The following is a 24569-nucleotide window of genomic DNA, read 5'->3' on the forward strand; positions in this document are numbered from 1 at the left end:
TCATCGGTCCTTTCGTGCGGGCACGCTGTTCAATGCTTCGACCAGCCGGTCGACGCGGATCGGCTTGGTCAGGTAGTCGTCCATGCCCGCGTCCATGCACATCTCGCGGTCGCCCTGCATCGCATTGGCCGTCATCGCCACGATGCGCGGCCGCGAAGGGGGGTCCAGCAGGGTGCAGATCTGGCGGGTGGCATCCAGGCCGTCGAGCTCGGGCATCTGCACGTCCATCAGCACCACATCGTAGGCTTGTCGCTGCACCGACTCCACGGCCTCGATGCCGTTGGAGGCGAGGTCGGCGCGGTAGCCCATCTGCTGCAGCAGGCGCATCGCGAGCTTCTGGTTCACCGCGTTGTCTTCGGCCAGCAGGATGCGCAGCGGATGCCGCGACGCCATGGTGGGGTCGATCTGCGGCTTGGCCGCGGCGCCGGCCGAGGGCCTCGCGGGCGCGTCGTGCGCGAGCAGGCTCACCAGCGTGTCGAAGAGGTGCGACTGGCGGATCGGCTTGGCCAGGTAGGCATTGAACAACGTATCGGCATCGCCGATCTCGCGCCGGCCGAGCGAACTGAAGAGGACGAGCGGCAGCGTCGGATGACCGACGCGGATGCGCCTCGCGAGGGCGACACCGTCCATCCCGGGCATGTGCATGTCGAGGATCGCGAGGTCGAAGGGCTCGCTCTGTTCGAGCCAGCGCAGGGCCTCGACCGGGGATTCGGTGTCGTGCGGCTTCATGCCCCACTTGTCCGCCTGGAGCGCGAGCACGCGCCGGTTGGTGGCGTTGTCGTCCACGATCAGCAGGCGCTTTGCCTGCAGTTCATGCTGCACGCCGATGAAGTCGCGGCGTGCGCTGGGGGGCAGTTCCGCGAGCGGCACCTCCATCGTGAAGAAAAAGGTGGAGCCGGTGCCCGGGCCATCGCTCTCGACCCACATGGTGCCGCCCATCAGCTCGGCCAGCCGCTTGCTGATCGCGAGGCCCAGGCCGGTGCCGCCGTACTTGCGCGTGGTGCTGGAGTCGGCCTGCGAGAAGGACTGGAACAGCCGCCCCATGCCCTCCCGCGTCAGGCCGATGCCGGTGTCGCGCACCGCGAAGGTCAGGGTGATCTTCTCCGCGGGCAGAGGCTTCGCGCTGACCGTCAGCACCACTTCGCCGGTCTCGGTGAACTTCACCGCATTGCTCATCAGGTTGAGCAGCACCTGCCGCAGCCGCGTGAGGTCGCCGCTCACGGCAGGCGGCACGTCGCCCTCGAACATGTAGGCGATGTCCAGGTTCTTCTCGGTCGCGCGCGTGCTGACGAGGTCGAGGGCCGACTCCACGCAATCGCGCAGGTCGAAGGGATGCTCCTCGATGTCCATCCGGCCAGCCTCGATCTTCGAATAGTCGAGGATGTCGTTAATGATGGTCAGCAGGGCATCGCCCGAGTCGCGCACGGTCGAGACGTAGTCCTGCTGTTCGGCGTCGAGCTTCGTGTCGAGCAAGAGGCCGCTCATCCCGATCACCGCGTTCATCGGCGTGCGGATCTCGTGGCTCATCATCGCGAGGAAGGCGCTCTTGGCCTCGTTGGCGGCCTCGGCCGCGGCGCGCGCCTCGCGGGTTTCGTTGAAGAGCCGGGCGTTCTGGATGGCGATGACCGCCTGGTCCGCGAAAGTCTTCAGCAGCTTGAGGTCCTTGTCGGCGAAGGGCCCCGGCGGCTGGCGGGTGACATGGATCGACCCGATGAACTGGTCCTCCCACATCAGCGGCGCGACCATGATCGCGTAGGTGCCGATCTGTTCGGCCACCTGCCGGATGAAATAGGGCGCCTCCCCGTGGGCGAGCACATCCGGAATGTGGAAGACGTCGGGCCCTCGCATGCTCATGCCCAGCGGCGAGCGATCGATGGGGCGCGGATAGAACTGTTCGAGCACTTCGCGGGCGGAACCCCGATGCGCGCCCAGGTGCACCATGCCGTCGTCGCCGACCAGCGAGACGCCCACCTGCCGCCCGGAAAACAGGCGCTGGCAGCTTTCGAGGATCTTGTCGAACACCGGCCGCGCGTCCTCCATGGAGCCGCTGATGACCTGCAGCACTTCGGCCGTGGCGGTTTGCTGCTCCAGCGCCTCCCGGGTCTCGCTGATCAGCCGCACGTTCTCGATGGCGATGACGGCCTGGTCGGCGAAGGTCTGCACGAGCCCGATCTCCGCCGGCGCAAAGGGCCGGACCTGGTTGCGCAGCAGGGCGATCACGCCGACCGACTGGCCGTCGCGCAGCATCGGCACGGCCAGCACCGTGCGGAAGCCGTTGCGCGCCTGGAGCTCGCGCACGTCGGGGTATTCCGTGTCCATGAGGGGGACGACGTCCTCGACGTGGATGCAACGGCGCTCCATGAAGGCACGCCCCGCGATCGACGCCGTGCGCATCGGCAGCTCAGCGGCCATGGCGCCGGTGTCGTACGTCGGCCCATAGCTCGTCATCGCGCGCAGCCTGCCGTCGATCGCGAGCCACACCCGGCTGCCTTCGGCGCGGCACAGGATGCCCGCACGCTCGGCCACCGTGTCGAGCACGGGCTGCACGTCCGTCGGCGAGGCGCTGATGACCCTGAGAACCTCCGACGTGGCCGTCTGGTATTCGAGCGACTCGGTCAGCTCGGCGGTGCGCTCCTCGACCTTGCGCAAGGCCTGCTGGGTCTCGTTGAACAGGCGCGCGTTCTGGATGGCGATCACCGCCTGGTCGGCGAAGGTCTTGAGCAGCGCCCGCTCGCTGCGGCGGAAGGGCCCGACCTCGCCGCGCTGCATGCTGAGCAGGCCGATGCCGCGGCCCTGCCACATCAGTGGCGCAGCGAGGTTGGCGAAGCTCCTTCCGAGCTGTCGGGCGTTGCGATGCAGCACGTGCGGCGCGCCCGCGTCCTTCAGCACATCGGCGAACTCCACCAGTTCGCCGCTGCGGAAGGCGAGTTCGGCCGATGTGTCGGAAGGCGACGCCGGATAGCTCGACTGCATCAACGGCTGGAGCTCGGCGGAGCGGGCCTCGCCGATCTCGGCGCGGCCGGCGGCGGTCAGCATCCACCGTTCGAGCGCGAGCTGGCCGTTGTCGTCGAGCATCATCAGCGCGAAGGAACTGGCGTCAAACAGCCGATCGCAGCATTCGAGGATCTTGTCGAAGACGGGGCCCGGATCGGCGACGGAACTGCCGATCACATGCAGCACCTCGGCGGTGGCGGTCTGGTGCGCCAAGGTTTCCTGTGTCTCGTCGAACAGGCGCGCATTTTCCAGCGCGACACCCATGCTCGCCGCCACGGTTTCGAGCAGGCGGACCTCGTCGGCCTCGAAGGCGTATTCGCGCTCGTGGTTCTGAAGTCCGATGGCGCCCAGGACGCGGTCGCGGCCGATGATGGGGACGGCCGCGATCGAATGCGCCCAGTCGGTCCCCGGCGCGGGGTGGAGGCCGACCTGGGTCTGTTCCTCACGCGTGTTCGCCACGCGCACCTCGCGCATGTGGAGGATCCGTATGAGCGGTTCGTCCGCCTGGATCGACCGTGGCGGCGGCAGGGGCAGCGGCTTGTTGTGCTCGTAGCGGTACAGCGCCTGGATCAGATCGGTCTTTTCGTCCCACCAGAGGATGTTGACGTCGCCGGAGTCGAAGATCTCGCGCAGCTTGTCGCCCACCATCTGGATGATGGCGTCGAAGCCGAGGCGGTCGGCCATGCCTTGCTGGATGCTGTCGATGAGGGTGAGCGCGCCTGTCTGTTGCGCCAGTTCGGCGTTGCGCTCGGTCAGGCGGTGTTCCACGTCTTCCCGCGCGCGCAGGTTGAAGAGGGCGCCCGCGGCCTGGCGCGCCAGCGCGGACAGCAGGTCGCGGTCCGCATCGCGGAAGCGTCCGACTGCGCCTTCGACATCGGCGTAGAGGAAGCCGAGGAGCGCGTCCTGCGCCATCAAAGGGGCGATCAGGCATGAGCGCTGGGCCGTGGGCCTCGCCCCTTCAGGCCCGTGCCGGAGGTTTGCGATGCATGCGCGGCGTGTTTCGGCGAGCCATGGTTCGATCGCGCGGAGGAGGCTGTCGGCGTCTTCGCCGGGCGGCAGCATCGAACCGGCGATGCGCAGGCCGTCACCGGTATCCAGCACAAGCAGCACCCGCTGGGCACCGCTGAGCTCGGCTGCTTCGCGGACCAGGTCGCCGTGCAGTTCGCTTTCGCTGCGCAGCCCGTTCAGGCGCAGGCCGCTCTCGATCAGGCGCTCGAACGGCTCCCGCGGCTGCGCATCGGCGCGCAGCGCATGCATCGACAGTGGCCGGGACCGGGACTCTGCCATGGGGCGATTGCTCCTGCGATCAGGGGACGGTGCGCGAGGCCGCGCACACGGCGTGGAGTCTAGCGAAGCAGCGGCCGGATGCGGAGCCCTCGGTCAGGGAACGAAAAGCCGCTGCACGAGCCCCCGCAGCCAGATGTTCGACGCATCCTGGTGAAAACGCCGGTGCCAGAACTGGTGCACCTCGACCACGGGCGCCTTGAACGGCGGGTCGACGATGCGGATGCTGGCGTAGCGCATGCAGATGTTCGCCAGGTCGCGCGGCACGGTCGCTACCAGGTCCGAGGCCTCGATGATGGGCAGTAGGCTCATGAAATGCGAAAGCCCGACCAGCACGCGCCGCTTCAGCCCACGTCGCTGCAGGAACTGGTCGAGCAGGTGCTCGCGGCCGTCCGGGCTCACGACCGCGTGGGAAGCCGCCAGGTAGGTCTTGAGGGTCAGGCGCTCGCCGATGGTGGGGTGGTCGCCGCGCACGATGCACACATAGTCGTTGCGAAACAGCTTCTGCAGGAAGAAGCCGGCCTTCTGCAGGTCCGGCAGGTAGCCGATGGCGAGTTCCGCCGCGCCGGTCTCCAGCGCCTCGGCCGCCGCCTGGCGCGGCATCGACAGGGTGCGCAGGTCGCAATGCGGCGCCTCCTGCGCGAAGGCGGCCAGGATGCGCGGGAGGAAATGGACTTCGGCAATGTCCGGCGTGACGAGGGTAAACACCTTGCTCGCGTCGAGCGGATCGAAGCCCGGCGCGGGAAGGATGTCGGCCTTGATCGTCTCGATCACGCGCCGCACGGCGGCATCGAGTTCGGCCGCGCGCGGCGTGGGCTGCATGCCGGCGCCGGTCTTGACGAACAGCGCATCGTTGAACAGCAGCCGCAGGCGCGAGACGGCCGCGCTCATGGCCGGCTGGCTCAGGCCGATCGCCTCGGCGGCGCGGGTCACGCTGCGGTGCTCCGACATCGCATGGAAGGCGACCAGCAGGTTGAGATCGACTTGCCTGATATCCATGTCATGGATTCTATGTATATGCCGAATCCACTTCATCAATGAGCGTCGGCTGCCTAGACTTCGCCGACAGGAGACAAGACAACATGGTTCATCGGTTTTCACGGATGGCGGCGCATGGCTGAGGGCATGAAGCGCCTGCGCTGCGCCTGCGGCGTCGACGTGCATGCGCACGTGGTGCCGGCCGAGTTCCCGGCTTACCTCGGCAGCAAGGCGCCGGCGGACTGGCCTTCGACCGCACTCGCGCCCGACGCGGGCGGCCTGTGCCACCGCCACGTGATGATCGCCGGCAAGAACTACCGCACCGTGTCGGAGAAGTGCTGGAGCGTGACGCGCCGCCTCGCCGACCTGCCGGAGATGGGGCTTGCGCACCAGGCCATCTCGCCGATGCCGGAACTGCTGTCGTACTGGATGGCGCCGGCCGATGCGCAGCAGCTCTTGCGCTACCTCAACGAGCAGATCGCCACGATGGCGGCAGAGTCCGGCGGCGTGCTGATCGGCATGGGCGCCGTGCCGCTGCAGGACATCGACCTCGCGATCGCCGAGTTGCGGCATGCGGTCGAGACGCTCGGCTTCGCGGGCGTCGAGATCGGCAGCAACGTCAACGGCGCGCCCATCGGCGATCCGCGCTTCGATCCCTTCTTCGAGGCTTGCGAGGCGCTGGACGCGGCGGTGTTCGTGCATGCCCTCAAGCCGACCGGCATGGACCGCCTCGTCGGCCCGGCCCCGCTGCAACAGGTGCTCGCCTATCCGACCGACGTGGGGCTGGCCGCCGCATCGGTCATCACCGGCAACCTGCTGCTGCGCCGGCCGAAGCTGCGCATCGCCTTCAGCCACGGCGGCGGCACGCTCGCGATGTTGCTGCCACGACTGCAGCAGGGCCGGGGCGTGTTCCCGGCGCTGAAGGAGCAGGTGCAGGCATCGCCCGCCGAGCAGGCGCGGCGGCTGTTCTATGACACGCTGGTGTTCGACGCGCCCACGCTGGCGCATCTGGTGCAGGTGTTCGGCGGCACGCAGTTGATGGTCGGCACCGACTACCCGTTCAACTTCCACGAACCTGCACCGCTGGCGCGCATCGACGCCGCCGGAATCGCTGCGGACGTGGCGGACCGACTGACCGACGGCAACGCGCGGCGCTTTCTCGCGCGCGCCTTTGCCTCGACGCAGCATTGAAGGATCGCGAATGAGTTCACCCTGGATCAGTGGCCTGCGCAGCGTCGCACTCGATGTGCCGGACCTGGCGCGCGCCGAGGATTTCTACACCCGTGTGTGGCATCTGCAGGTTGCGGCGCGGACGGACGATGCGCTCTACCTGCGCGGAACCGGCGCCGACCACCACCTGCTCTCACTGCACAGTGGCGGTGCCGCCTGTGCAATTCGCCACGTGACTTTGCGGGCGCGCAATGCCGAAGCCCTGCAATCCGTGGCCGACGCGACGGTTCGCGCCGGCGGACGGATCGTCGCGCCGCCCGCAGCCGTGACTGAACCCGGAGGCGGTACCGCGCTCACGCTGCGCGATCCCCACGGCCGCCTGCTGCAGGTGGTGCACGGCGATGCCTTGCACGCCGACGCGCACGAGGCCGAGGACCGGCCGGCGCGGCTCGCCCACGTCGTGCTCAACAGCCACGACGTCGCCGGAACGCAGGCCTTCTTCGAGCAGGCGCTGGGCTTCCGGCTGGCCGATCGCACGCGGATCATGGCCTTCCTCAACTGCAACAGCGACCACCACAGCGTCGCGCTCGGTGACACCGACAACGATGCGCTCAACCACATCGCTTTCGTGATGCCCGACCTCGAATCGGTGATGCGCGGTGGTGGTCGCATGAAGGACGCGGGCCACGCCATCGAATGGGGCCCCGGCCGCCACGGACCGGGCGACAACGCCTTCAACTACTTCATCGGCCCCTTCGGCGAGGTGATCGAGTACACGGCCGAGGTCGAGCAGATCGACGACAGCTACGTCGCAGGCGGCCCGGCCGACTGGACCTGGCCGCCGGGCCGCGTCGACCAGTGGGGCATCTCCCAGCCGCCGTCGGCGCGCCTCAAGGAAGCGCAGCGGCAGGTTTTCTTCATCCCGACTCCGGAGCATCCATGAAATTCACCACCTTCCTGCACGACGGGCGCGCACGCCTCGGCGTCGTCGACGGCGACCAGGTCATCGACCTGAACGCGGCACAGTCGCAGGTTCCGCCGGACCTGCGCGCGGCGCTGGCCGCCGGCGTCGATCTCGCGGGCGCGGCCAAGGCGGCCATCGCATCGAACGCGCCGCGCCTTCCGCTGGCCGGCCAGTCCTTCGCGCCGCTGGTGCCCGAGCCCGGCAAGATCATCTGCCTCGGCCTCAACTACTTCGATCACGCGAAGGAGGGCGGACGCGAGAAGCCCGAATACCCGTGGTTCTTCTTCCGCGGCGCGACCTCGCTGGTCGCGCACGGTGCGCCCGGCATCCTGCCGAAGGTCTCCGGCAAGTTCGACTACGAGGCCGAACTGGCACTGGTGATCGGCCGCCGCGTGCCGCGGCATGTGACGCAGCAGGACGCGCCCGGCTACGTGTTCGGCTACACCTGCTTCAACGACATGTCGGTGCGCGACTACCAGAAGCGCACGCCGCAGTGGACCATCGGCAAGAACTTCGACGGCACCGGCGGCTTCGGACCGGTGCTGGTCACCGCCGACGACCTGCCACCCGCCGCGACCGGCCTCAAGATCCAGGGGCGCCTCAACGGCGAAGTCATGCAGAACGCCAACACCACGGACATGATCTGGGGCGTGGCCGAGACCATCTCCCTGCTGAGCGACGTGCTCACGCTGGAGCCCGGCGACGTGATCGTGATGGGCACGCCCGCCGGCGTGGGCCAGGCACGCACGCCGCCGGTCTGGATGAAGGCCGGCGACACCTTCGAGGTCGAGATCGAAGGTATCGGCACGCTCGTGAACCCGATCCGCGCCGAGGACTGACAGCATGGCTTCATCGGTTCGGCGCGACGTCGACTTCGACGTCGCGGTGGTCGGCTTCGGTCCCTCTGGTGCGGTGGCCGCCGGCCTGCTCGCGGGCATGGGCCTGCGCGTGTGGGTGTGCGACCGTTCGCGTGAGGTGTACGACAAGCCGCGCGCCATCGCCGTGGACCACGAGATCCTTCGCGTGTTCCAGCAGCTCGGCGTGATCGACGACATCGAGCCGCACCTGGAGCCCTTCACGCCGTCGGAGTACTTCGGCGTTGACGGCCAGCTCATCAAGCGGCTGACGATGGTCGCGCCGCCGTATCCGCTGGGGTACACGCCGTCGAACGTGTTCACGCAACCGCCGGTCGAGGCGGCGCTGCGCGCGCACGTGCAGGCGTTCCCCGACGCCACCGTTGAACTCGGGACGCAGGTGACCGCGCTCGCGCAGGACGGGGAGGGGGTCACGCTGCAATGGCGCAGCGACGACGGGCAGGAAGGCAGCACGCGCGCCCGCTGGGTGGTGGCTTGCGACGGTGCCTCCAGCAGCGTGCGCGAGCAGGTCGGCATCGCCCTCGAAGATCTTTCGTTCGACGAGCCCTGGCTGGTGGTCGACGTCCTTGCCAACGCAAGCGGGCTGGCCAAGCTGCCCGAGACCAGCGTGCAGTACTGTGAGCCGGACCGGCCCTGCACGATGGTCATCGGCCCCGGCAATCACCGCCGCTGGGAGATCTCGCTCAAGCCCGGTGAAGATCCGCAGAAGGTCGTCGAGCCCGAAGAGACCTGGAAGCTGCTGTCCCGCTGGCTGTCGCCCGTGGACGGCACGCTGTGGCGGCAGGCGAGCTACCGCTTCCATGCCCTCGTGGCCGATCGCTGGCGCAACGGCCGCGTCTTCGTCGCCGGCGACGCCGCGCACCAGCAGCCTCCCTTCCTCGGGCAGGGCATGTGCCAGGGCGTGCGCGACGTCGCCAACCTCGCCTGGAAGCTCGCGGCCGTGTGCAAGGGCGAAGTGCGCGGCGCCGCGGCCGAGGCATTGCTCGACAGCTACGGCATCGAACGCAAGCAGCATGTGCGCGAACTCACCAGCCGCATCAAGGGCATCGGCGCGGTGATCTGCGAGCGCGACGAGGCCAAGGCCCGCGAACGCGATGCGCGCATGCTCGCCGAATGCGGCGGCGTCGTGCGCGACATGCCGCGACAGGATGTGCTGCCCCGTCTCGAAGGCGGACTGCTGTCGCCCACCGCTCACTCCGCCAACGGGACGATCTTCCCGCAGCCCTGGATCGAAAGGGGCATGGAGTGCCTGCGCTTCGACACGCTGGCCGGCAACGGCTGGTGGCTGGTGCTCGACCCGAGCTTCGACGCCGTCGATGCCGCGGCCTTGTCGGACGGCGCACCCGGCCTCACGACCCTGCGCCTCGGCGAGTCGCTGCACGAAAGCGATGGCGTGGCCGCCGCCTGGTTCCGTCGGCACGACTGCCGCGCAGCCATCGTCCGGCCCGATCGCTACGTGTACGGCGTCGCCTCGAACGCCGCGGAACTCGACACGCAACTGGGCGCACTCGCCGCCCGGTTCGGCTGAACGCTCATCCATTCAAACAACGGAGACAAGATCATGAACAGAAGAAGCTTTCAACTGACGCTGGCCGCCGCGGCATTGGCGCCCCACGCCATGCTGCGAGCGCAGGAGCCATGGCCCTCCAAGCCCATCAAGGTCGTGCTGTCGCAGCCGGCCGGCTCCGGCCCCGACAACATCGCGCGACTGCTCGGCGATGGCCTGTCGCAGTCGATCGGGCAGCCTTTCGTCATCGACAACAAGCCGGGCGGCCAGAACGTGATCGGCGCGCAGGCGGTCAAGCAGTCGGCGCCCGACGGCTACACCTTCTACTTCGCGACCACGGCCGCGCTGGTGACCAACAGCTACCTGTTCAAGACGCTGCCCTACGACCCGCTGAAGGATTTCGCGCCGGTGGCCTTCGTGGCCAACAGCCCGTTCGCGCTGCTGGTGAGCAGCGAGTCGCCCATCAAGTCGGTGAACGAACTCATCGCGCGCAGCAAGGCGGACCCCGGCAAGCTGTCGCTGGCAAACGAGGGGCCGCGCACCTTCGGCGGGATGATCGCGCGCCTCTTCAATGCGCGTGCCCAGGCCGGCGCCAACCTGGTGGCCTACAGCTCCATCGGCACCGGCGTGCAGGATCTCATGGGCGGCCATTCGGATGCGCTGGTGGCCGACGTCGCGTCGACAGCGCAACTGGTGCGCCAGGGCCGCCTGCGCATGCTGGCGGTGACATCGCCCAAGCGCATCGCAGGCTGGGACAACGTGCCGGCGCTTGCCGAGACGCTGCCCGGCGTGGACATGGTGGGCTGGATGGCGGTCGTCGCACCGGCCGGGACGCCGGCGCCGGTCGTCGCCCGCATGAACGCGGGCATTAACGCCATGCTCGCGAATCCAGCCTTTGCCGACAAGTTGCTGGCGATCGGCCCCATCGCCGCGCCGCCGCAGTCGCCGCAGCAGTTCGAGGCCTTCCTGCGCGAAGAGCACCGCCGCCTCGGACAGGTGGCCGCGGAAATCGGGTTGCTGCCGGAATAGGCCTGCGCTCAGCCGGGGACCAGGCCCGCGGCCTGGACGCCGGCGATGCAGATGGCCTCGTCCTCGTCGCCGGTGCCGCCGCTGGCACCGACGGCGCCGAGCACCGTGCCTTGCGCATCCTTGATCAGTACCGCGCCGGTCTGCGGCAGGAAGCGGCCGCCCGAGGTGGCGGCCAGCGACACGAAGAAGTTGGGGTTGCCCTTGGCGCGCTCGCCGAGCGTGCGGCTCGACACGCCCATGCCCACGGCGCCCCAGGCCTTGCCCTGCGCGACTTCGAAACGGAACATGCTGGCGCCATCCTCGCGTGCGAAGGCCTTGAGGTGGCCGCCTTCGTCGAGGACGACCACGCCCATGGGCTGGTAGCCGGCCTTTTTCGATGCGGCGAGCGCGGCGCTGATGATCTGGTTGGCCTGTTCGAGGGTGAGTGGCGTCATGGCTTGAGGATGTGAGGGAGGAGGGAGTGATTGTGTTCTCAGGCGGCGGGCGTCGGTCGCGTCAGGGCGTCGAAACCGAAGCGGTTCATGCTGCCGAAGTTCGGGCTGGCCGGGTGCGGCACGAAGCGCGTGTGGCAATCCAGCACCGCGGGGAGTCCAGACGCCAGTGCGCGCGCCATCGCGGGTGCTACGTCTTCCGCACGCGCGACGACTTCGCCAAAGCAGCCGAAGCCGCGTGCGATCGCGGCGTAGTCGGTGCCGTCGAGGCTGGTGGCGAACTCGAAATCCAGTTGGGCCTTTTGGCCCGCGCGGATGATGCCCCACGCCGCGTTGTTGTGGACGATGGTGAGGACGGGCAGCTTCGCGCGCCGTGCGGTGTCGAGTTCGTTCAGCGTGAAGCCGAAGGAGCCGTCGCCGGTGATGTGGACCACGGGCCGCGCGGGGTGCTGCAACTGCAGGGCCATGGCAAAGGGCAGACCGAAGCCGAGATGGCTCATGCCGGGCTCGTGGAGACGCGTGCGTACCTCGCTGACCGGTGTGAAGTCGTTGCTCCAGAAGGTCGTGTGACCGCCGTCGAACACCGCGAGCGCATCGGTGGGGAGGGCGTCGGCGATGGCCTTCGCGAGTGCGGCGGGATGCATCGGCTCCGTGCTCTCGCTCGCCATCGCGCTGAGTTTCGATTCGTAGGTGGCGCGCACGGCGCGGAGGCCTTCCAGCCATCCGGCCTCGGCGCCGGGAACCGGCTCCCTGTCCAGCGCCGCAAGCAGGTCTTCCAGCGCCAGCTTCGCATCGGCCTGCATCGCCACCTCATGCAAGGCCGGCTGCCCGAGCGCAGCGGGGTCGATGTTGATGTTGATGGTGCGATGGTGCCGCCGCGCGAACGGGCCGCGTTCGTCCCACATCCAGGACGAGAAGCGGCATCCGATGCTCAGCACGACGTCGGCACCCTCGAAGGCGGCGCGCACCGCGTCGCCGGCGATCAGGCCCCCATGGCCGACGAAGTGCGGGCTGTCGCTCGCGACGACGCCGAGCGCCATCTGCGTGGGCACCACCGGCGCGCCCAGGCGACGCGCGATCTCCCGCACGGCCTGCGTTGCGCCGGCAGCCACGACACCGCCGCCGGCAACCACCAGCGGACGCCGGGCGTGACGAAGCAATTGCGCAGCCTCCTCGACCACGCTTGCCGCAGGCCGCGGCCCGGCAGTGGCGCGGTAGCGGGAGGGTGGGAGATAGAATTCGTCGTCGGCGAACTCCGCGACCGCCGAGAGCACGTCCTGCGGCACGTCGAGATGCACCGGCCCCGGCCGCCCCGAAAGCGCCTCGCGAAAGGCGCGGCGGGCCAGTTCCGGCATGCGCCGCGGATCGTGCACCACCGCATTCCACTTGGTCAGCGGCGCGAACACGGCGCGCGTGTCGAGGTCCATGAACATGCCGCTGTGCGGATACGCCGCCGCGCGATGCTGGTTGGTCGTGATGGCGAGCAGCGGCAGGTTGTTGTTGAGCGCGACGCCCATGCCCGACGCCAGGTTGAGGCCGCCGGGCCCCATCTCGCCGACCGCGACCGCCATGCGGCCTGAACCGGCGTGCACGGCCGCGGCCATCATCGGGCCGGTCGCTTCGTGGCGCACGCCGACGAAGCGCACCGCCTGCTGCTGCGACAGCGCATGCATCAGCGGCGCGAGCTTCCCGCCGACGATGCCGAAGGCGAAGGGCACCTGTTCCGCCGCCAGGACGCGTACCAGGGCCTGGGCACCAGTCAATCGAAGCACGGGTTCAGTCCTCCGCCGTGAAGCCGGTGGCACGCACGATGGGGCCCCAACGGTCGTAGTCGGCCTTGACGCGGCGCGCGAATTCCTCGGGCGACTGGTGGATCGGCTCCAGCCCGTAGGTGGCGAGCGACGCAATGAAGTCGGGCGCCTGCAGGGATTCGCGCACCAGCGTGTTGAGCCGCTGCACGGTGGCCGCGGGCGTCTTCGCGGGCAGGAACCAGCCCAGCCATTCCTGCACCGCGATGTCCTTGTAGCCCTGCTCGACGAAGGTCGGCACCTCGGGCAGGAAGGGCGAGCGCTGCGCGCTGGTGATGCCCAGCGAGCGCAGCTTGCCCGCGCGGATGTGCGGCATCACCTCGCCGACCACGTTGAAGCTCACCGGCACCTGGCCGCCCATCACGTCGTTCAGCAGGGGCGCGCCACCCCGATAGGCCACGCTGGTCATCTCGACGTCGGCTGCCTTCTGCAGCATCATCCCGGCGAAGTGCAGTGCCGAGCCCGCTGCGGGAACACCGTAGGTGGCCTGTTTCGGATTGGCCTTGGCCCACTTCACATAGTCTGCGACTGTCTTGATCTCTGCCGGCAGGCCGGGGCCCGCGGTGAACGAGAAGGCATAGGTCACCGTCGAGGTCACCGGCGCGAAATCGACCAGCGGGTCGTAGTTGAGCTTCTTGTAGGTGTGCGGATACAGCACCATCGGCGAGCTCGGGATCTGCAGGATGGTCAGTCCGTCGGGTGCGGCGCGCTTGACGTACTCCACCGCGATGCGTCCGCCCGCGCCGGTGCGGCTTTCGACGACCAGGCTGGTCGCGTAGTGGCCGCGCAGCTTCTCGGCGATGGGCCGCGCCACGTTGTCGCCCATGCCGCCCGCCGGAAAGCCCGACACGATGGCCGCGTTGCCGTTGAGTTGTGCCATCGCCAGCCGCGGCACGCCGAATGTCGCAAGGGCCGAGAGCCCGGCGCTGCGCAGCAGCACCTCACGCCGATTCCACATGGTCTTGTCTCCAGTGTTCTGTTGTGCGTCGAGCTTAGGCAGTCGCGCGCGGCGCGGCCATGGACGAAGAGGTCCGGGCCATGTAGATTTCCGGCATCCTGAAGCCCTCGCCATGGCCGTTGCACCCCTTCTCGTCGTCCCTTACCGCGAAGTCCGTCACTTCGGGCCCGAGGACAGTCTGCACTTCGAGGCGATCCGCGTGCGCGCCAGCCAGCACCAATGGACGATTCCGGCACACCGTCACGAAGGCCTGCACCAGTTCCAGTTGCTGACCGAGGGCGGGATGGTCGGCATGCTCGATGGCGAACGGCACGTGCTGAAGGCGCCGGCCGCGGTGATGGTCGCGCCGGGCGTGGTGCACAGCTTCGTCTACGAGCCGGAGAGCGCGGGCTCGCAAGTCACCGTGCCGAGCGAGGCCCTGGCGGCCCTCACGGCGCATTCGCCCGCGATCGGTCAGCGACTGTCGCAGAAACTGATCCTCGACCAGGCCGCGCTCGGCGATGGCGTCGCCGATTGCGCGCAGCGCTTCGCGATGCTCGGCGACGAGTTCATCGGGCAGCGGGCAGGGCGCGCGGAGGCGCTGCAGTCGCACGTCATCCTGCTGGCGCTGTGGTTCCTCCGGCACCAGGAGGCCATCAGCGGCAGCGGCCGGCTGCGGGCATCGCGCGACACGCTGGTGCAGCGCTATCGCGGGTTGGTCGAGCTGCACTTCGCGGAACACCGGCCGCTGGGCTTCTACGCGGGCGCGCTCGGTGTGACGGCGGATCACCTGAGCCGCGTGTGCCGCGCGACGACGAGCACCAGTGCGCTGGAGCTGCTGCACGCGCGGGTCGCGCTGGAGGCCAAGCGCATGCTCGCGCACTTCGACCTCACGGTTGCCGATGTGGCGGAGCGGCTCGGCTTCGACGACGTGGCTTACTTCAGCCGCTTCTTCAAGGCGACCACGGGGAGTGCGCCTTCGGCATATCGGGAGGCGCTGGCGGCCGGCCTGGCGGCAGCGCCGCGCCTGGCCGCTAAGGGGTGAGGCGCCGTCGACTGGCGCGTTGTCAGCTCAGCGTCGATGAACGATTGCCTCCTGGCCTGCTGAACGCCGTCGCCGCGGCCTGCAGTTCGGGCACGAGCGTCAGCAGCCGGCGCGTAAGCCAATAGAGGTGCGAGGGATCGAGCGGGTTGGGCAGCCTCAGGGTCTTGATGAGCCGCTGCGGACGGTCGCCCAGCGGAAGAGCGGTCAGCGGTTCGAGGGTGCGTGCCAGTTCCAGACGCACCTGCTCGTCCACCAGGTCATGCTCGTCGAGGCTGTGCCAGATGGCGAGCACGGCACGTTCGCACAGGTCAGCATCGGTGGGCGCTCCCATCGGAATGGGATAGCCCAAGGTGCTCGGAGGTACTTGCGGCACGCCCCGTGTCTCCGTGGGCGCGTGGCTTCTTCTTGAAGGCATGTGCTGCTCCTTCATGGTGCAATCACACGATACGCCGCACCGAAGTGAACCGCAATGACGGGAGCCATGCAGGAGCGAAGGCGAATCCATGCATATGGCGTAAGTGATGTTCCCTTGTGTAGGACGGCTTCATAGAATGGCCCGCCCCTGCACCAATGGAGCTTGCCATGCCAGACGGGCCATCGGATGACGACAAGATTCGCGTCTTCATCAGCTATGCAAGCGCAGACCGCGAGATCGCGCAGGTTCTCTACGACGAACTGACGGAGATCGACCGCAACCGCGTCGAGTGCTTCTTCGACGTGAGAACGATCGAGTCCGGCGCCGAATGGAAGCAGATCCTGAAGCGGGAATTGCGACGGGCCGAGTGGCTCATCTGCATCTACACCGGCGAGCAGAGCGAGTTCTGCGGCTTCGAGGTCGGCTATTTCGCGGATGCGAACGACGGCAAAGCCTCCCAGGATGCGCGCGTCGTCTGCCTGCATGACGTGGCGGACCTCCCCGGCATCTACAGCGGCTATCAGAGCCGGCGCATCATTTCGCCGTCCGAGACGCCGCCCGGCGCGCCGCTGCCGGACGAGTCGACGTTCTACAAGGCTGCGCCGCTGGCGAAGTTCCTGAACGATTTCTGCAAGTACCGCGACCTCTACCGCATTCGGGACCTCTCCGATGCAACGCGCCAGGAGGCCAGCCTCCTGGCCAAGGTCAAGCGGATCACCGAAGCGTTCGTCTCCGCACGCGGCAGCGACGAGAAGTCATCGACGCCCATTCAACTCGGCATCGAGATCCGCATCGCGAAGGTTGCGGAAGGAAAGATGGAGGCGATCCCGCCGACGGCAGAGGTCTCCGGCACCTACGAGAGCCTGAAACTGTTCGGCCTCCAGCCGCCCATGCAGCAGGAGCGGCTGCCGCGCACCACGTGGCAGGAATTGCGGGAAGCCAGCACCTCGCCCCGCAATCCGAATGTGCTCTGGATGGACAAGTTGCAGGCGGACATCGTGAACGCCGCCAACGGACGCGCGGTCAGCGCGCCCGAGGCCACGCTCCGAAGCAAGAGCAATGAAAAGATCTACCGGCCGATCCTGGCGCGTCACGTCGAATACTTCGGTGGCAGCCGGCTTTTCTCCGTGCTCTTCGTCGAGACATTGCCGCGTCAATTCATGGGTAGGAAGAACACCTCTATGCTTCTGGCCGGGCTCGTATTGGCATCGCGTTTTCGATTCGCGTACCTGGAAGATGGCGAGGAAGTTTTCGCGAAGCTCTTCGGTGATGGCCTGTCGGATGAGGAATTCGAAGCGAACTGCACGCAGCTCAAGTACAACCTGGAGCAGATGTCCCACGAGGCCGCCGATTTCGGGTTGCTCGACAACGACACCTTCGTCAAGGCCTTCGGTGTGGAGAACCGGGCCAAGGCCGAGAACTTCCTGAAGAACTGGGACGAGACGGAAAAACGCCTCAACCTGAAGCTCCCCACTATGGAGACCCGCATCACGCCCGAGAATCGGTCGGACATCAAGAGCGCGTTGACCGAGTTCTTTGCCAGCGTCGAGGTCGAGAACGAGAAATTCACCCTGGCTGCGATCGATGTGTTCCGCGCGGAAGTCGAAACCGGATTCCGTCATCGTGAAGCGAGCGTCGGACGCCTCGCGCAATGAGGATCGCACGCACCCTGTCGATCATCGCGTTGCCCTTCGTGCTGCTGGCGGGCATGCCGGCTTCCGCCGCATCGCCGAGCTTCAGTTGCGCCAGGGCCGAGGGCGCGGCGCAGCAGGCCGTCTGCCAAGACGACACCCTTGCCGCCCTCGACCGGGAGAATGCGCGCCTCTATGCACTCGCGCGCGCCACGCCTGGCTTGAGCGCGCAGCGCAGGAGCGAACTGACCGCGACACAGCGCGGCTGGATCAAGGGCCGGGACGATTGCTGGAAGGCGAGCGACCTGAAGACCTGCATCCGCGACGCCTACATGATGCGCATCGCCGAACTGCGCACCGGCTATGCGGGCGCGCAGGGCAAGGGGAAGGGCGGCGTGAGCATCGGGCCGGTGCGCGTGACCTGTCCGGATGTTCCGGCCATGAACGCCACCTTCGTGAATGTCGATCCGCCGCTGGCCTATCTCTCGGGCGGTGATCGCAGCATCGTGCTGACCATCGCGCGGTCGGGCTCGGGCGCCCGATACACGGCCCGCACGCCTGAAGGCGAAGCGACCTTCTGGCAGAAGGGTCCGGAGGCCATGGTGCAGTTGCCGGGTGGCAAGGAGCAGACCTGTCGCGTCGGCGCGCTGGAGTGAGCGTGGTCGTGATCGCCTCGCCGCGATCTTTGCGCTGAATGAAATAGCCCATTCGGACGTCGCTTCTTTTTCCAAACCGCGTTCGTCCCTAGAGTTGGCCGCAGGGTTGCCTCTCCCGGCTTCCCGGCTTTCAAAGGATGAACCATGAGCCGTGATCCCCTGTACTTCGACGACCTCCATGTCGGCGACACCTTCCAGACCGCGACGCACACGCTCGATACGGAGCAGATCAAGGGCTTTGCGCGGCAGTACGACCCTCAGCCTTTCCACCTCGACGAGGCCGCGGCCCGCGAGTCGCTGTTCGGCGGACTCGCCGCCAGCGGGTGGCACACGGCCGCGATCACGATGCAACTGCTCGTGACCAGCGGGCCGGCGCTCGCCAACGGCATCGTCGGCGCCGGTGGAGACATCGAATGGAAGGCCCCCACGCGGCCGGGCGATGTGCTTCGCGTGGAAAGCGAAGTGGTCGCGCTGACGCCTTCGCGCTCCCGTCTGGACCGGGGCATGGTCGTGCTGCGATCGAACACGCTCAACCAGCGCGATGAAGTCGTGCAGACGCTCACTGCCAAGCTGGTGGTAGGACGCAGGGCGGCCTCGTAGTCATCGTCGCCGCACGCGCGTCCGCCTCGGCGGGTTCACCGCCCTATCATGGGCTCCCCCAGCGCAACCGGGAGCTTGGACATGGATCGAATCGCCGCGATGAACGCCTTCGTCCGGGTGGTCGAGGCGGGCACCTTCACCAAGGCCGCGGACACGCTCGACGTGCCCAATGCCACCGTCACCCGCCTGATCCAGGGCCTGGAACAGGAACTGAAAGTGCGCCTGCTCCACAGGACCACGCGCTCGGTGACCGTGACGCCGGAAGGCGCAACCTACTACGAACGCGTGATCCGGCTGCTGGCCGACCTCGCCGACATCGAGGCCAGCGCCAGCCAGTCGCTCGCCAAGCCCTCGGGGCGGGTCCGCGTGGAGACTGCCGCGGCGATCGGCTCGCTGGTGATCGTTCCGAAGCTGGCCGAGTTCTACCGCGACTTCCCGGAAGTGGAGATCGAACTCGGCGCGGGCAACCGGCGTGCGGACCTCGTCGCCGAAGGGATCGACTGCGCCATCCGCATGGGCGAAGTCACCGAGCAGATGCTCGTGGCGCGACGCATCGGCGAGTTTCACTTCACGACCTGCGCGACGCCGGCGTTTCTCGCGCGGCACGGCATTCCGGCCACGCCCGACGACCTCAGGGAGCGCCCGACGATTGGCATGAACTCGGCCGGCACCGGGCGGCCACTGCTGTTCCGGTTCACGAACGCTGAAGGGGTGGTGGACCTGCCGTTGTCGCATGGTCTCGTCGTCAACGACACCAACGCCTACCTCGCAGCCGGACTCGCCGGGCTCGGCATCATCCAGGCACCCACGTACGTCGTGCATTCGGCCGTACGAAGCGGTCACCTGGTGCCCGTGCTCGGGGACTGGGACACACCGGGCTTTCCGGTGCACCTCATCTATCCGCCCAACCGGTACCTGAGCGCCAAGGTGCGCGTCTTCATCGATTGGGTCATCGCGCTGTTCGAGCAGCACGAAGACCTCAGGCGGCGTTGAGCCGCGGCGGCGGCCCGTCCGCCTGCGACAGCGCCCGCCGGAGCCGCTCCATGCCGGCGTCCCTGATCGCCAGGCCTTCGAGCGTCGCCAGCATCGTCTCGAAGTACGCCCGGCTGGTGCCAAGCCCTCCCTTGCCCGTGCGGACAAGATGCGCGATCTGCTCGACGGGAAGCCCGCCAAGGTAGCGGTCGTGATGGCGATTCGCAACGAATGTCAGCGCGCGCAGCCTGCGGCCTTCGGCAAGCACGGTGACCCAGCGCGAGGTGTAGGAGCCTGCGAGCATTTCGCGCCGCCACAGGAGACGCAGCTCTTCAGCCACCATCGCGGCGGGAATCCGATAGACCCGCCCGATGCAGGCCCCGCCACGGTCCAGCGCGCACATCACGCCCGGGTCGTCCGGCGACCCTCTCGCGAACAGCAGTCGCAGGCAGAACCTGCGATGCCAGCCCTGAAGGCGCGCGGTCCAGACCCCGGCGTGCTCCAGCGCGGGGTTCCACATCAGGGAACCGTAGCCGAAGACGTACACGTCCTGCGTCTTGTCGTGCGTTCGCAGCATGTCGGCGAGCGACGCTTCCAGTTCCTCGTCGCTGCGGATCGTCATGCCGGCGGGCGGATCGGCCCGCCAGGCGGCCAGCACGGTGCCCTCCCGCAAGCGCTTCCGCGTCGCGTCCGAATCGTCCCCGAGGAGTCCGGCATTCGTGTCCACGTGAGCTTCCCGGGTCGGTCTGACTTCCATCGCGATGTCCTTTCGAATCGTCGATGGAACTCTAGGGCCCGACCGCAGCGGCACCAACGGTGCGCGTTGAAATTGATCTTTGTTCCGGGGGAAATGATGCCGACACGGCTCGGCCGCGCCGCACCCATCGCGGAGGCCGCCCGAACCCTCGCCGCGCCACCCTTTGACGTCTCGCCGTCATAGGTTCACAGTGGCTCGTCCGTCATTCCAATTCACGCACGAGGAGCCTTTCATGAACCGATTCATCATTGGCGCACTGCCTGCCGCCGTGGCGCTCGCCTTTGCCTACCTCGGCCCGTCGGCCTTGGCGCAGGGCACGGCCCCGAAAACGGAGAACGCAGGCGAAAAGGCCTGGGACGCCACCAAGAGCGGCGCCGAGAAGGCCATGAAGGCGACCGAGAAGGGCGCCAAGGCGACCGGCAAGGCGATCGACAACGTCGCGGACGATGCCGCTTCCGGCACGCGCAAGGTCGGCGACAAGATCGGCGAGAAGATCCCGGGCACCGTCCAGAACGAAGCCGTCAAGAAGTAGGCGGCTAGTCGGCGCGGAACCCCGACGCCTTGACGATCGGCGCCCAGCGCGCGATGTCTTCGGCCAGGATCGCGGCGAAGGCCTCCGGCGTGGTGCCGGTCGGCTCCACGCCGAAATCGAGCAGCAGCTTTTGACCCTCCGGCGATCGCACCGTCGCGACCAGCGCGCGCGACCACTCGTCGATCACCGCCTTGGGCGTCCGGGCGGGCGCGAACACGCCGGCCCAACCGGTCGCCACGACGGTGGGGTAGCCCTGCTCGGCGAAAGTGGGAACGTCGGGCAGCTGTGGCACCCGCCTGTCGCCCGAGGTCGCGATGATCCGGAGCCGTCCCGCGCGATGCAGGTCGATGAAGTCCGACACGCCCGAGATGCCGGAAGAGATGGTGCCCTCCACGAGGTCGATCGACATGGGTGCGAATCCCTTATAGGCTACGTGCGTCATTTCGACGCCGGTCGCGCGCGAGACCATGACGCCGAGGAAGTGCGGCAGCGCGCCCGCGGCGCCGGTGCCGTAGAAGGCCTTGTCGGGATGTGTTTTCAACCAGGCGATGTACTCGGGCATGGTGCGGGCCGGGTGATTGAACGGCACCGCAAGGGCCAGCGTGTAGGTCGCAATCTGCGAAACGGGGGCGAAGTCTTGCGTCGGGTCGTAGTGGACATCCTTGAAGGTCAACGGTGCCAGCACCGGAACGGCAATGGGCAGGTATGCAAGCGTTGTTCCGTCGGGCGCCGCGTTCTTCAATGCCATCGCGGCGATGCGTCCGGTGGCGCCCGGACGCTCTTCGACGATCACCGGACGCCCGAGCTGGACGCGGGCGCGCTCGGCCAGCAGGAATGCCACGGCCCTGCTGGAGCCGCCTTCGAAGGCCAGCAGGATCTTCGCGGGACTGGCGTCCTGGGCGCCGGCGCCGGAGCCGGATGCGGCGGCGAAGGCCATGACGGCGATGGACAGAAGTGCTCGAAACAGACTCATGCCACGGCTCCCGCAATGACCGGCTCGGTCGATGGGCCGCAGGATACCTCCGTTGAGGCGCTCCCATGAGGCATGAATTCATCCCCGACGGCCTGTTCGCGGTCGACCTGCTGCGCTTCGAGCGCCTGTTGTCTGAGCTCTCGGCGGACTTCATCGACCTGCCGCCCCAGCACATCGATCGCGCGATCCAGGACAGCCTCGCGCGGATCGTGGACGCACTGCGGATCGATCGATGCACCCTCAACCGGGTGTACCCGTTGACCGGGTGGATCGAGGTGACGCATTCGTTCGCGGTGCCTGGCGTCGACCCGGTTCCCAGGTCGCTTCCGGCGCGCTCGCTGAATCCATGGGTCCTGTCGAATTCGATGCGCAACCTGCCGTCCGTGTTCGAGCGGCTCGGCGACCTGCCGCCCGAGGCGAGCATCGACAAGGAGTCCTTTCGCCGCATCGGCCTCAAGTCGCATGTCACGATGCCGATCGTCGTCGCTGGCGAGTTGCATGGCTCGCTGAGTTTCGGCTGCGTCCAGTTCGAACGCACCTGGCCAGACAGCCTGCTGGCCCGGATGCGGCTGCTGACCCAGGTGTTCGGCAGCGCCCTGGCGCGCAAGCAGACCCAGGAAGCCCTGGACATCGCGATCGGCTTCGAGCGGCTGGCGAGCACCATCCTGGCCTCCCTGGTGCTGACCAAGCCGGGCCAGGAAAGCCGCGCGATCTCGCTCGGCCTGCAGCAGATCGGCGAGTTCGTCGGCGCCGAACACGTGGCCCTCTGGGAGCGGCTCGGCACGGAAACACGCCTGGGCATCACGCGGCGCTGGGATGCACTCGGGTCCGAGGCGCCGAGCCACGTCGAGCTGTCCGGGGTGCTGCCCTGGATCAGCGCCCAGGTCCTCGACGGCCACGTCGTCCGCGTGTCGGACGTTGCCGAGCTCACGCCCGCCGCGCCGCGGGATCGCGTGGCGCTGGAGGAGGGCGGCATACGCTCGATCATGGTCGTGCCCATCTCGGTGTCGGGCCGGATCGCCGGTGCGCTGTCGATCGCCAGCCTCCGGCGCGAGCACCAATGGCCGGCCACGTTGACGCCCGGTGTCAGCCTGCTGGCCGATGTGTTCGGCAGCCTGCACGCGCGCGAGGCGGCGGAGCAGCGCAAGGCGGCCGCGGAGGTCGAGGCGGCGCACTGGCGCGAACGCCTGGCCCACCTGGTGCGGGTGCACACGGCCGGCGAGATGTCGGTCGCGCTGGCGCACGAGATCACCCAGCCGCTGGGTGCCATCGAGAATTACGCGCTGGCCGCGCGGCGGCGCGTCGGCGAGGGTGTGCCCGACATGGCCCGCGTGGTCGAACTGCTCGACAAGGTCATCGGTCAGGCCACGCGCGCCGGCGACGTCGTGACGCGCATGCGCGGCATGGCGCAGCGCCATGAGCTCGATCCCAAGCCGCTCGACATCGAGCGCGCCGTCAACGAGTGCGTCGGCATGGTCAAGATGGATTGCGAGATGCGCGACATCCGCATCCGCGCCCGTTGCGCGAGCGGATTGCCGGTGGTGGTGGTCGACGAGATCCACCTGCAGCAGGTGGTCCTGAACCTGCTGCGCAACGCGATGGAGGCGATCGAACTGCCGGGCGCGAGCGCCAGGGAGATCGGCGTGGCCATCGCGCCGAACGATCGCGGCGAGATCGAGGTGCAGGTGGCCGACCGCGGTGCGGGCATCGCCGACGGCGACCTGGAGCGCATCTTCGAGTCCTTCTACTCGACCAAGTCCAGTGGTCTCGGCGTCGGCCTCGCGATCTGCCGCAAGCTGATCGAGGCCCACGGCGGCCATCTCTGGGCGTCGCACCATCCCGGCGGCGGCGCCTTGTTCCACTTCACGCTTCCCCTCACTCCTCCCGCGGATTGACGCCATGGCCGAACCGACTGTTTTCATCATCGACGACGATGAGGCCTATCGTGATTCGGTCCAGGAACTGGTCAGTTCGGTCGGCCTGCCGACGGAGACCTTCAGCTCCGCACTGGATTTCCTCGATGCGTTCGACCCCGAGCGGGCGGGCTGCCTGGTGCTCGACGTGCGGCTCGCGCGCATGAGCGGGCTCGCGCTGCAGGAGCGCCTCGCGGCCATGGGGGCGCGCATCCCCATCGTCTTCATCAGCGGCCACGGCGACATCGCGATGGCGGTCAAGGCGGTCAAGGACGGCGCGGTGGACTTCGTCCAGAAGCCCTACCGGGAGCAGCAGTTGCTCGACGCCATCGACGAGGCGTTGCGACGCAACGCCGCGCCGCGCGCGGCCGCCGGCGATGGCCGCCCGGCCCTGGCCCGGCGGCTGGACGCCCTGAGCGTGCGCGAACGGGAGGTGATGGACCTCGCGCTCAAGGGGCTGTCGAGCAAGCTGATCGCCAAGGAGCTGGAAATCAGCCACCGCACGGTCGAACAGCATCGCAGCCGCCTCATCGAGAAACTCGGTGTGGGCTCCATCAACGACCTGTTGCGCCTCAATCTCGACAGCCCTCCGGAATAGGGCGCTGCGTCGGCCGCGCGACCCCACTACGTACGTGGCGTTGCGTGGTCGCCGGGATGGACCCTTCGCCTCGCGGCACGCAACATGATGTGCTCGAAGGCGCCGCGTGCTGCTCACCCTCTCGGAACTCATGCCAACAACCGTCTATGTCGTGGACCCGGACCCGGCCGAGCGCGCGTGGATCGAGGGCGCGCTCGCGCGGTCGGTCGATGCCGTCGTCTTCTGCGACGACGGGCCGACGCTGCGCGCAAGCCTGGCTGGCGCGCCCGACGGCTGCCTCATCGCCTCGGCCGACGGCAACGAGGCGGCCACGCTCCGGCTGGTGCGCGAGATCCGCGCCGCGGGCTCGATGGTGCCTGTGATCGTGCTGGGGCCGCATTCCGCTTTCCGCACCGCGGTCAGCATCGCGCGCCTCGACGCGACGGATTTTCTCGAACGGCCCGTGAGCGTGCGGCAGTTGCGCGCCGCGGTGCGCCGCGCCTGCCCTGAAAACAACTGAG

The 24569-nt window shown here is 68.1% G+C and carries 22 protein-coding genes; 14 read left to right on the forward strand and 8 right to left on the reverse strand.

Going from position 1 to position 24569, the window contains the following annotated elements; translation table 11 throughout:
- Entirely contained in the window at positions 1-4281 is a 4281-nt protein-coding gene (locus ACSFBL_RS19730) for a GAF domain-containing protein (protein WP_435517502.1), read from the reverse strand.
- A gap of 93 nt (positions 4282-4374) precedes the next feature.
- Positions 4375-5277 carry a LysR family transcriptional regulator gene (locus tag ACSFBL_RS19735; RefSeq protein ID WP_435517503.1) on the reverse strand — a complete coding sequence of 301 codons (903 nt, stop codon included), beginning with the start codon at positions 5275-5277 and terminating at the stop codon, positions 4375-4377.
- A 114-nt stretch (positions 5278-5391) separates the two neighbouring features.
- On the opposite strand from ACSFBL_RS19735, the gene ACSFBL_RS19740 reads away from it, so the two are divergent.
- The 5 genes from ACSFBL_RS19740 to ACSFBL_RS19760 are packed head-to-tail and all read left to right on the forward strand — an operon-like array spanning position 5392 to position 10801.
- Positions 5392-6447 carry an amidohydrolase family protein gene (locus tag ACSFBL_RS19740; protein WP_435517504.1) on the forward strand — a complete coding sequence of 352 codons (1056 nt, stop codon included), beginning with the start codon at positions 5392-5394 and terminating at the stop codon, positions 6445-6447.
- A gap of 10 nt (positions 6448-6457) precedes the next feature.
- The gene (locus tag ACSFBL_RS19745) at positions 6458-7369 is read left to right on the forward strand and encodes a VOC family protein (RefSeq protein ID WP_435517505.1); all 912 of its coding nucleotides are present in this window, start codon (positions 6458-6460) and stop codon (positions 7367-7369) included.
- On the forward strand, positions 7366-8229 hold the full coding sequence (locus ACSFBL_RS19750; protein ID WP_435517506.1) for a fumarylacetoacetate hydrolase family protein: 864 nt from the start codon (positions 7366-7368) through the stop codon (positions 8227-8229). Before ACSFBL_RS19745 ends, ACSFBL_RS19750 begins: the two co-directional genes overlap by 4 nt.
- A 4-nt stretch (positions 8230-8233) precedes the next feature.
- Complete coding sequence (locus ACSFBL_RS19755) at positions 8234-9793, forward strand: bifunctional 3-(3-hydroxy-phenyl)propionate/3-hydroxycinnamic acid hydroxylase (protein WP_435517507.1); 1560 nt, start codon at positions 8234-8236, stop codon at positions 9791-9793.
- A 33-nt stretch (positions 9794-9826) separates the two neighbouring features.
- The gene (locus ACSFBL_RS19760) at positions 9827-10801 is read left to right on the forward strand and encodes a Bug family tripartite tricarboxylate transporter substrate binding protein (protein WP_435517508.1); all 975 of its coding nucleotides are present in this window, start codon (positions 9827-9829) and stop codon (positions 10799-10801) included.
- A gap of 8 nt (positions 10802-10809) precedes the next feature.
- Here ACSFBL_RS19760 and ACSFBL_RS19765 read toward each other — a convergent pair whose 3' ends face one another.
- From ACSFBL_RS19765 to ACSFBL_RS19775, 3 genes are read right to left on the reverse strand one after another with little or no spacing between them, the layout of a single operon-like run.
- On the reverse strand, positions 10810-11235 hold the full coding sequence (locus ACSFBL_RS19765) for a GlcG/HbpS family heme-binding protein (protein WP_435517509.1): 426 nt from the start codon (positions 11233-11235) through the stop codon (positions 10810-10812).
- A 38-nt stretch (positions 11236-11273) separates the two neighbouring features.
- Positions 11274-13004, reverse strand: coding sequence for a thiamine pyrophosphate-binding protein (locus ACSFBL_RS19770; protein WP_435517510.1), 1731 nt, complete (start codon positions 13002-13004; stop codon positions 11274-11276).
- Between the two features lie 4 nt (positions 13005-13008).
- A complete protein-coding gene (locus ACSFBL_RS19775) occupies positions 13009-13998 on the reverse strand; it encodes a Bug family tripartite tricarboxylate transporter substrate binding protein (protein WP_435517511.1) in 990 nt (329 codons plus the stop codon).
- 112 nt (positions 13999-14110) lie between these two features.
- Between ACSFBL_RS19775 and ACSFBL_RS19780 the strand changes: the two genes are divergently transcribed.
- On the forward strand, positions 14111-15022 hold the full coding sequence (locus tag ACSFBL_RS19780; RefSeq protein WP_435517512.1) for a helix-turn-helix domain-containing protein: 912 nt from the start codon (positions 14111-14113) through the stop codon (positions 15020-15022).
- A 22-nt stretch (positions 15023-15044) separates the two neighbouring features.
- On the opposite strand, the gene ACSFBL_RS19785 is transcribed toward ACSFBL_RS19780, so the two are convergent.
- Positions 15045-15437, reverse strand: coding sequence for a hypothetical protein (locus tag ACSFBL_RS19785; protein WP_435517513.1), 393 nt, complete (start codon positions 15435-15437; stop codon positions 15045-15047).
- 167 nt (positions 15438-15604) lie between these two features.
- Here ACSFBL_RS19785 and ACSFBL_RS19790 point away from each other — a divergent pair, with 167 nt between their 5' ends.
- The 4 genes from ACSFBL_RS19790 to ACSFBL_RS19805 all read left to right on the forward strand — a co-directional run bounded on the left by ACSFBL_RS19790 (position 15605) and on the right by ACSFBL_RS19805 (position 19317).
- Positions 15605-17092: a toll/interleukin-1 receptor domain-containing protein gene (locus ACSFBL_RS19790; protein WP_435517514.1), complete on the forward strand. Its 1488-nt coding sequence runs from the start codon at positions 15605-15607 to the stop codon at positions 17090-17092.
- Complete coding sequence (locus ACSFBL_RS19795) at positions 17089-17724, forward strand: MliC family protein (protein ID WP_435517515.1); 636 nt, start codon at positions 17089-17091, stop codon at positions 17722-17724. Before ACSFBL_RS19790 ends, ACSFBL_RS19795 begins: the two co-directional genes overlap by 4 nt.
- Before the next feature lie 144 nt (positions 17725-17868).
- Positions 17869-18324 carry a MaoC family dehydratase gene (locus ACSFBL_RS19800; protein WP_435517516.1) on the forward strand — a complete coding sequence of 152 codons (456 nt, stop codon included), beginning with the start codon at positions 17869-17871 and terminating at the stop codon, positions 18322-18324.
- Between the two features lie 81 nt (positions 18325-18405).
- Positions 18406-19317: a LysR family transcriptional regulator gene (locus ACSFBL_RS19805; RefSeq protein WP_435517517.1), complete on the forward strand. Its 912-nt coding sequence runs from the start codon at positions 18406-18408 to the stop codon at positions 19315-19317.
- On the opposite strand, the gene ACSFBL_RS19810 is transcribed toward ACSFBL_RS19805, so the two are convergent.
- Entirely contained in the window at positions 19304-20053 is a 750-nt protein-coding gene (locus tag ACSFBL_RS19810; RefSeq protein ID WP_435517518.1) for a gamma-glutamylcyclotransferase, read from the reverse strand. The genes ACSFBL_RS19805 and ACSFBL_RS19810 overlap by 14 nt on opposite strands.
- A gap of 232 nt (positions 20054-20285) precedes the next feature.
- Here ACSFBL_RS19810 and ACSFBL_RS19815 point away from each other — a divergent pair, with 232 nt between their 5' ends.
- On the forward strand, positions 20286-20585 hold the full coding sequence (locus ACSFBL_RS19815) for a hypothetical protein (RefSeq protein WP_435517519.1): 300 nt from the start codon (positions 20286-20288) through the stop codon (positions 20583-20585).
- Between the two features lie 4 nt (positions 20586-20589).
- On the opposite strand, the gene ACSFBL_RS19820 is transcribed toward ACSFBL_RS19815, so the two are convergent.
- Positions 20590-21558 carry a tripartite tricarboxylate transporter substrate-binding protein gene (locus ACSFBL_RS19820; RefSeq protein WP_435517520.1) on the reverse strand — a complete coding sequence of 323 codons (969 nt, stop codon included), beginning with the start codon at positions 21556-21558 and terminating at the stop codon, positions 20590-20592.
- Between the two features lie 65 nt (positions 21559-21623).
- Between ACSFBL_RS19820 and ACSFBL_RS19825 the strand changes: the two genes are divergently transcribed.
- The 3 genes from ACSFBL_RS19825 (at position 21624) to ACSFBL_RS19835 (ending at position 24568) form a co-directional block, all read left to right on the forward strand.
- A complete protein-coding gene (locus ACSFBL_RS19825; RefSeq protein ID WP_435517521.1) occupies positions 21624-23453 on the forward strand; it encodes a sensor histidine kinase in 1830 nt (609 codons plus the stop codon).
- 4 nt (positions 23454-23457) lie between these two features.
- Positions 23458-24069 carry a response regulator transcription factor gene (locus tag ACSFBL_RS19830; RefSeq protein WP_435517522.1) on the forward strand — a complete coding sequence of 204 codons (612 nt, stop codon included), beginning with the start codon at positions 23458-23460 and terminating at the stop codon, positions 24067-24069.
- Positions 24070-24175: 106 nt separating this feature from the next.
- Entirely contained in the window at positions 24176-24568 is a 393-nt protein-coding gene (locus tag ACSFBL_RS19835) for a response regulator transcription factor FixJ (protein WP_435517523.1), read from the forward strand.
- Position 24569: the final 1 nt, after the last annotated feature.

Source organism: Variovorax glacialis, from assembly GCF_051216375.1.
GTDB lineage: Bacteria > Pseudomonadota > Gammaproteobacteria > Burkholderiales > Burkholderiaceae_C > Variovorax.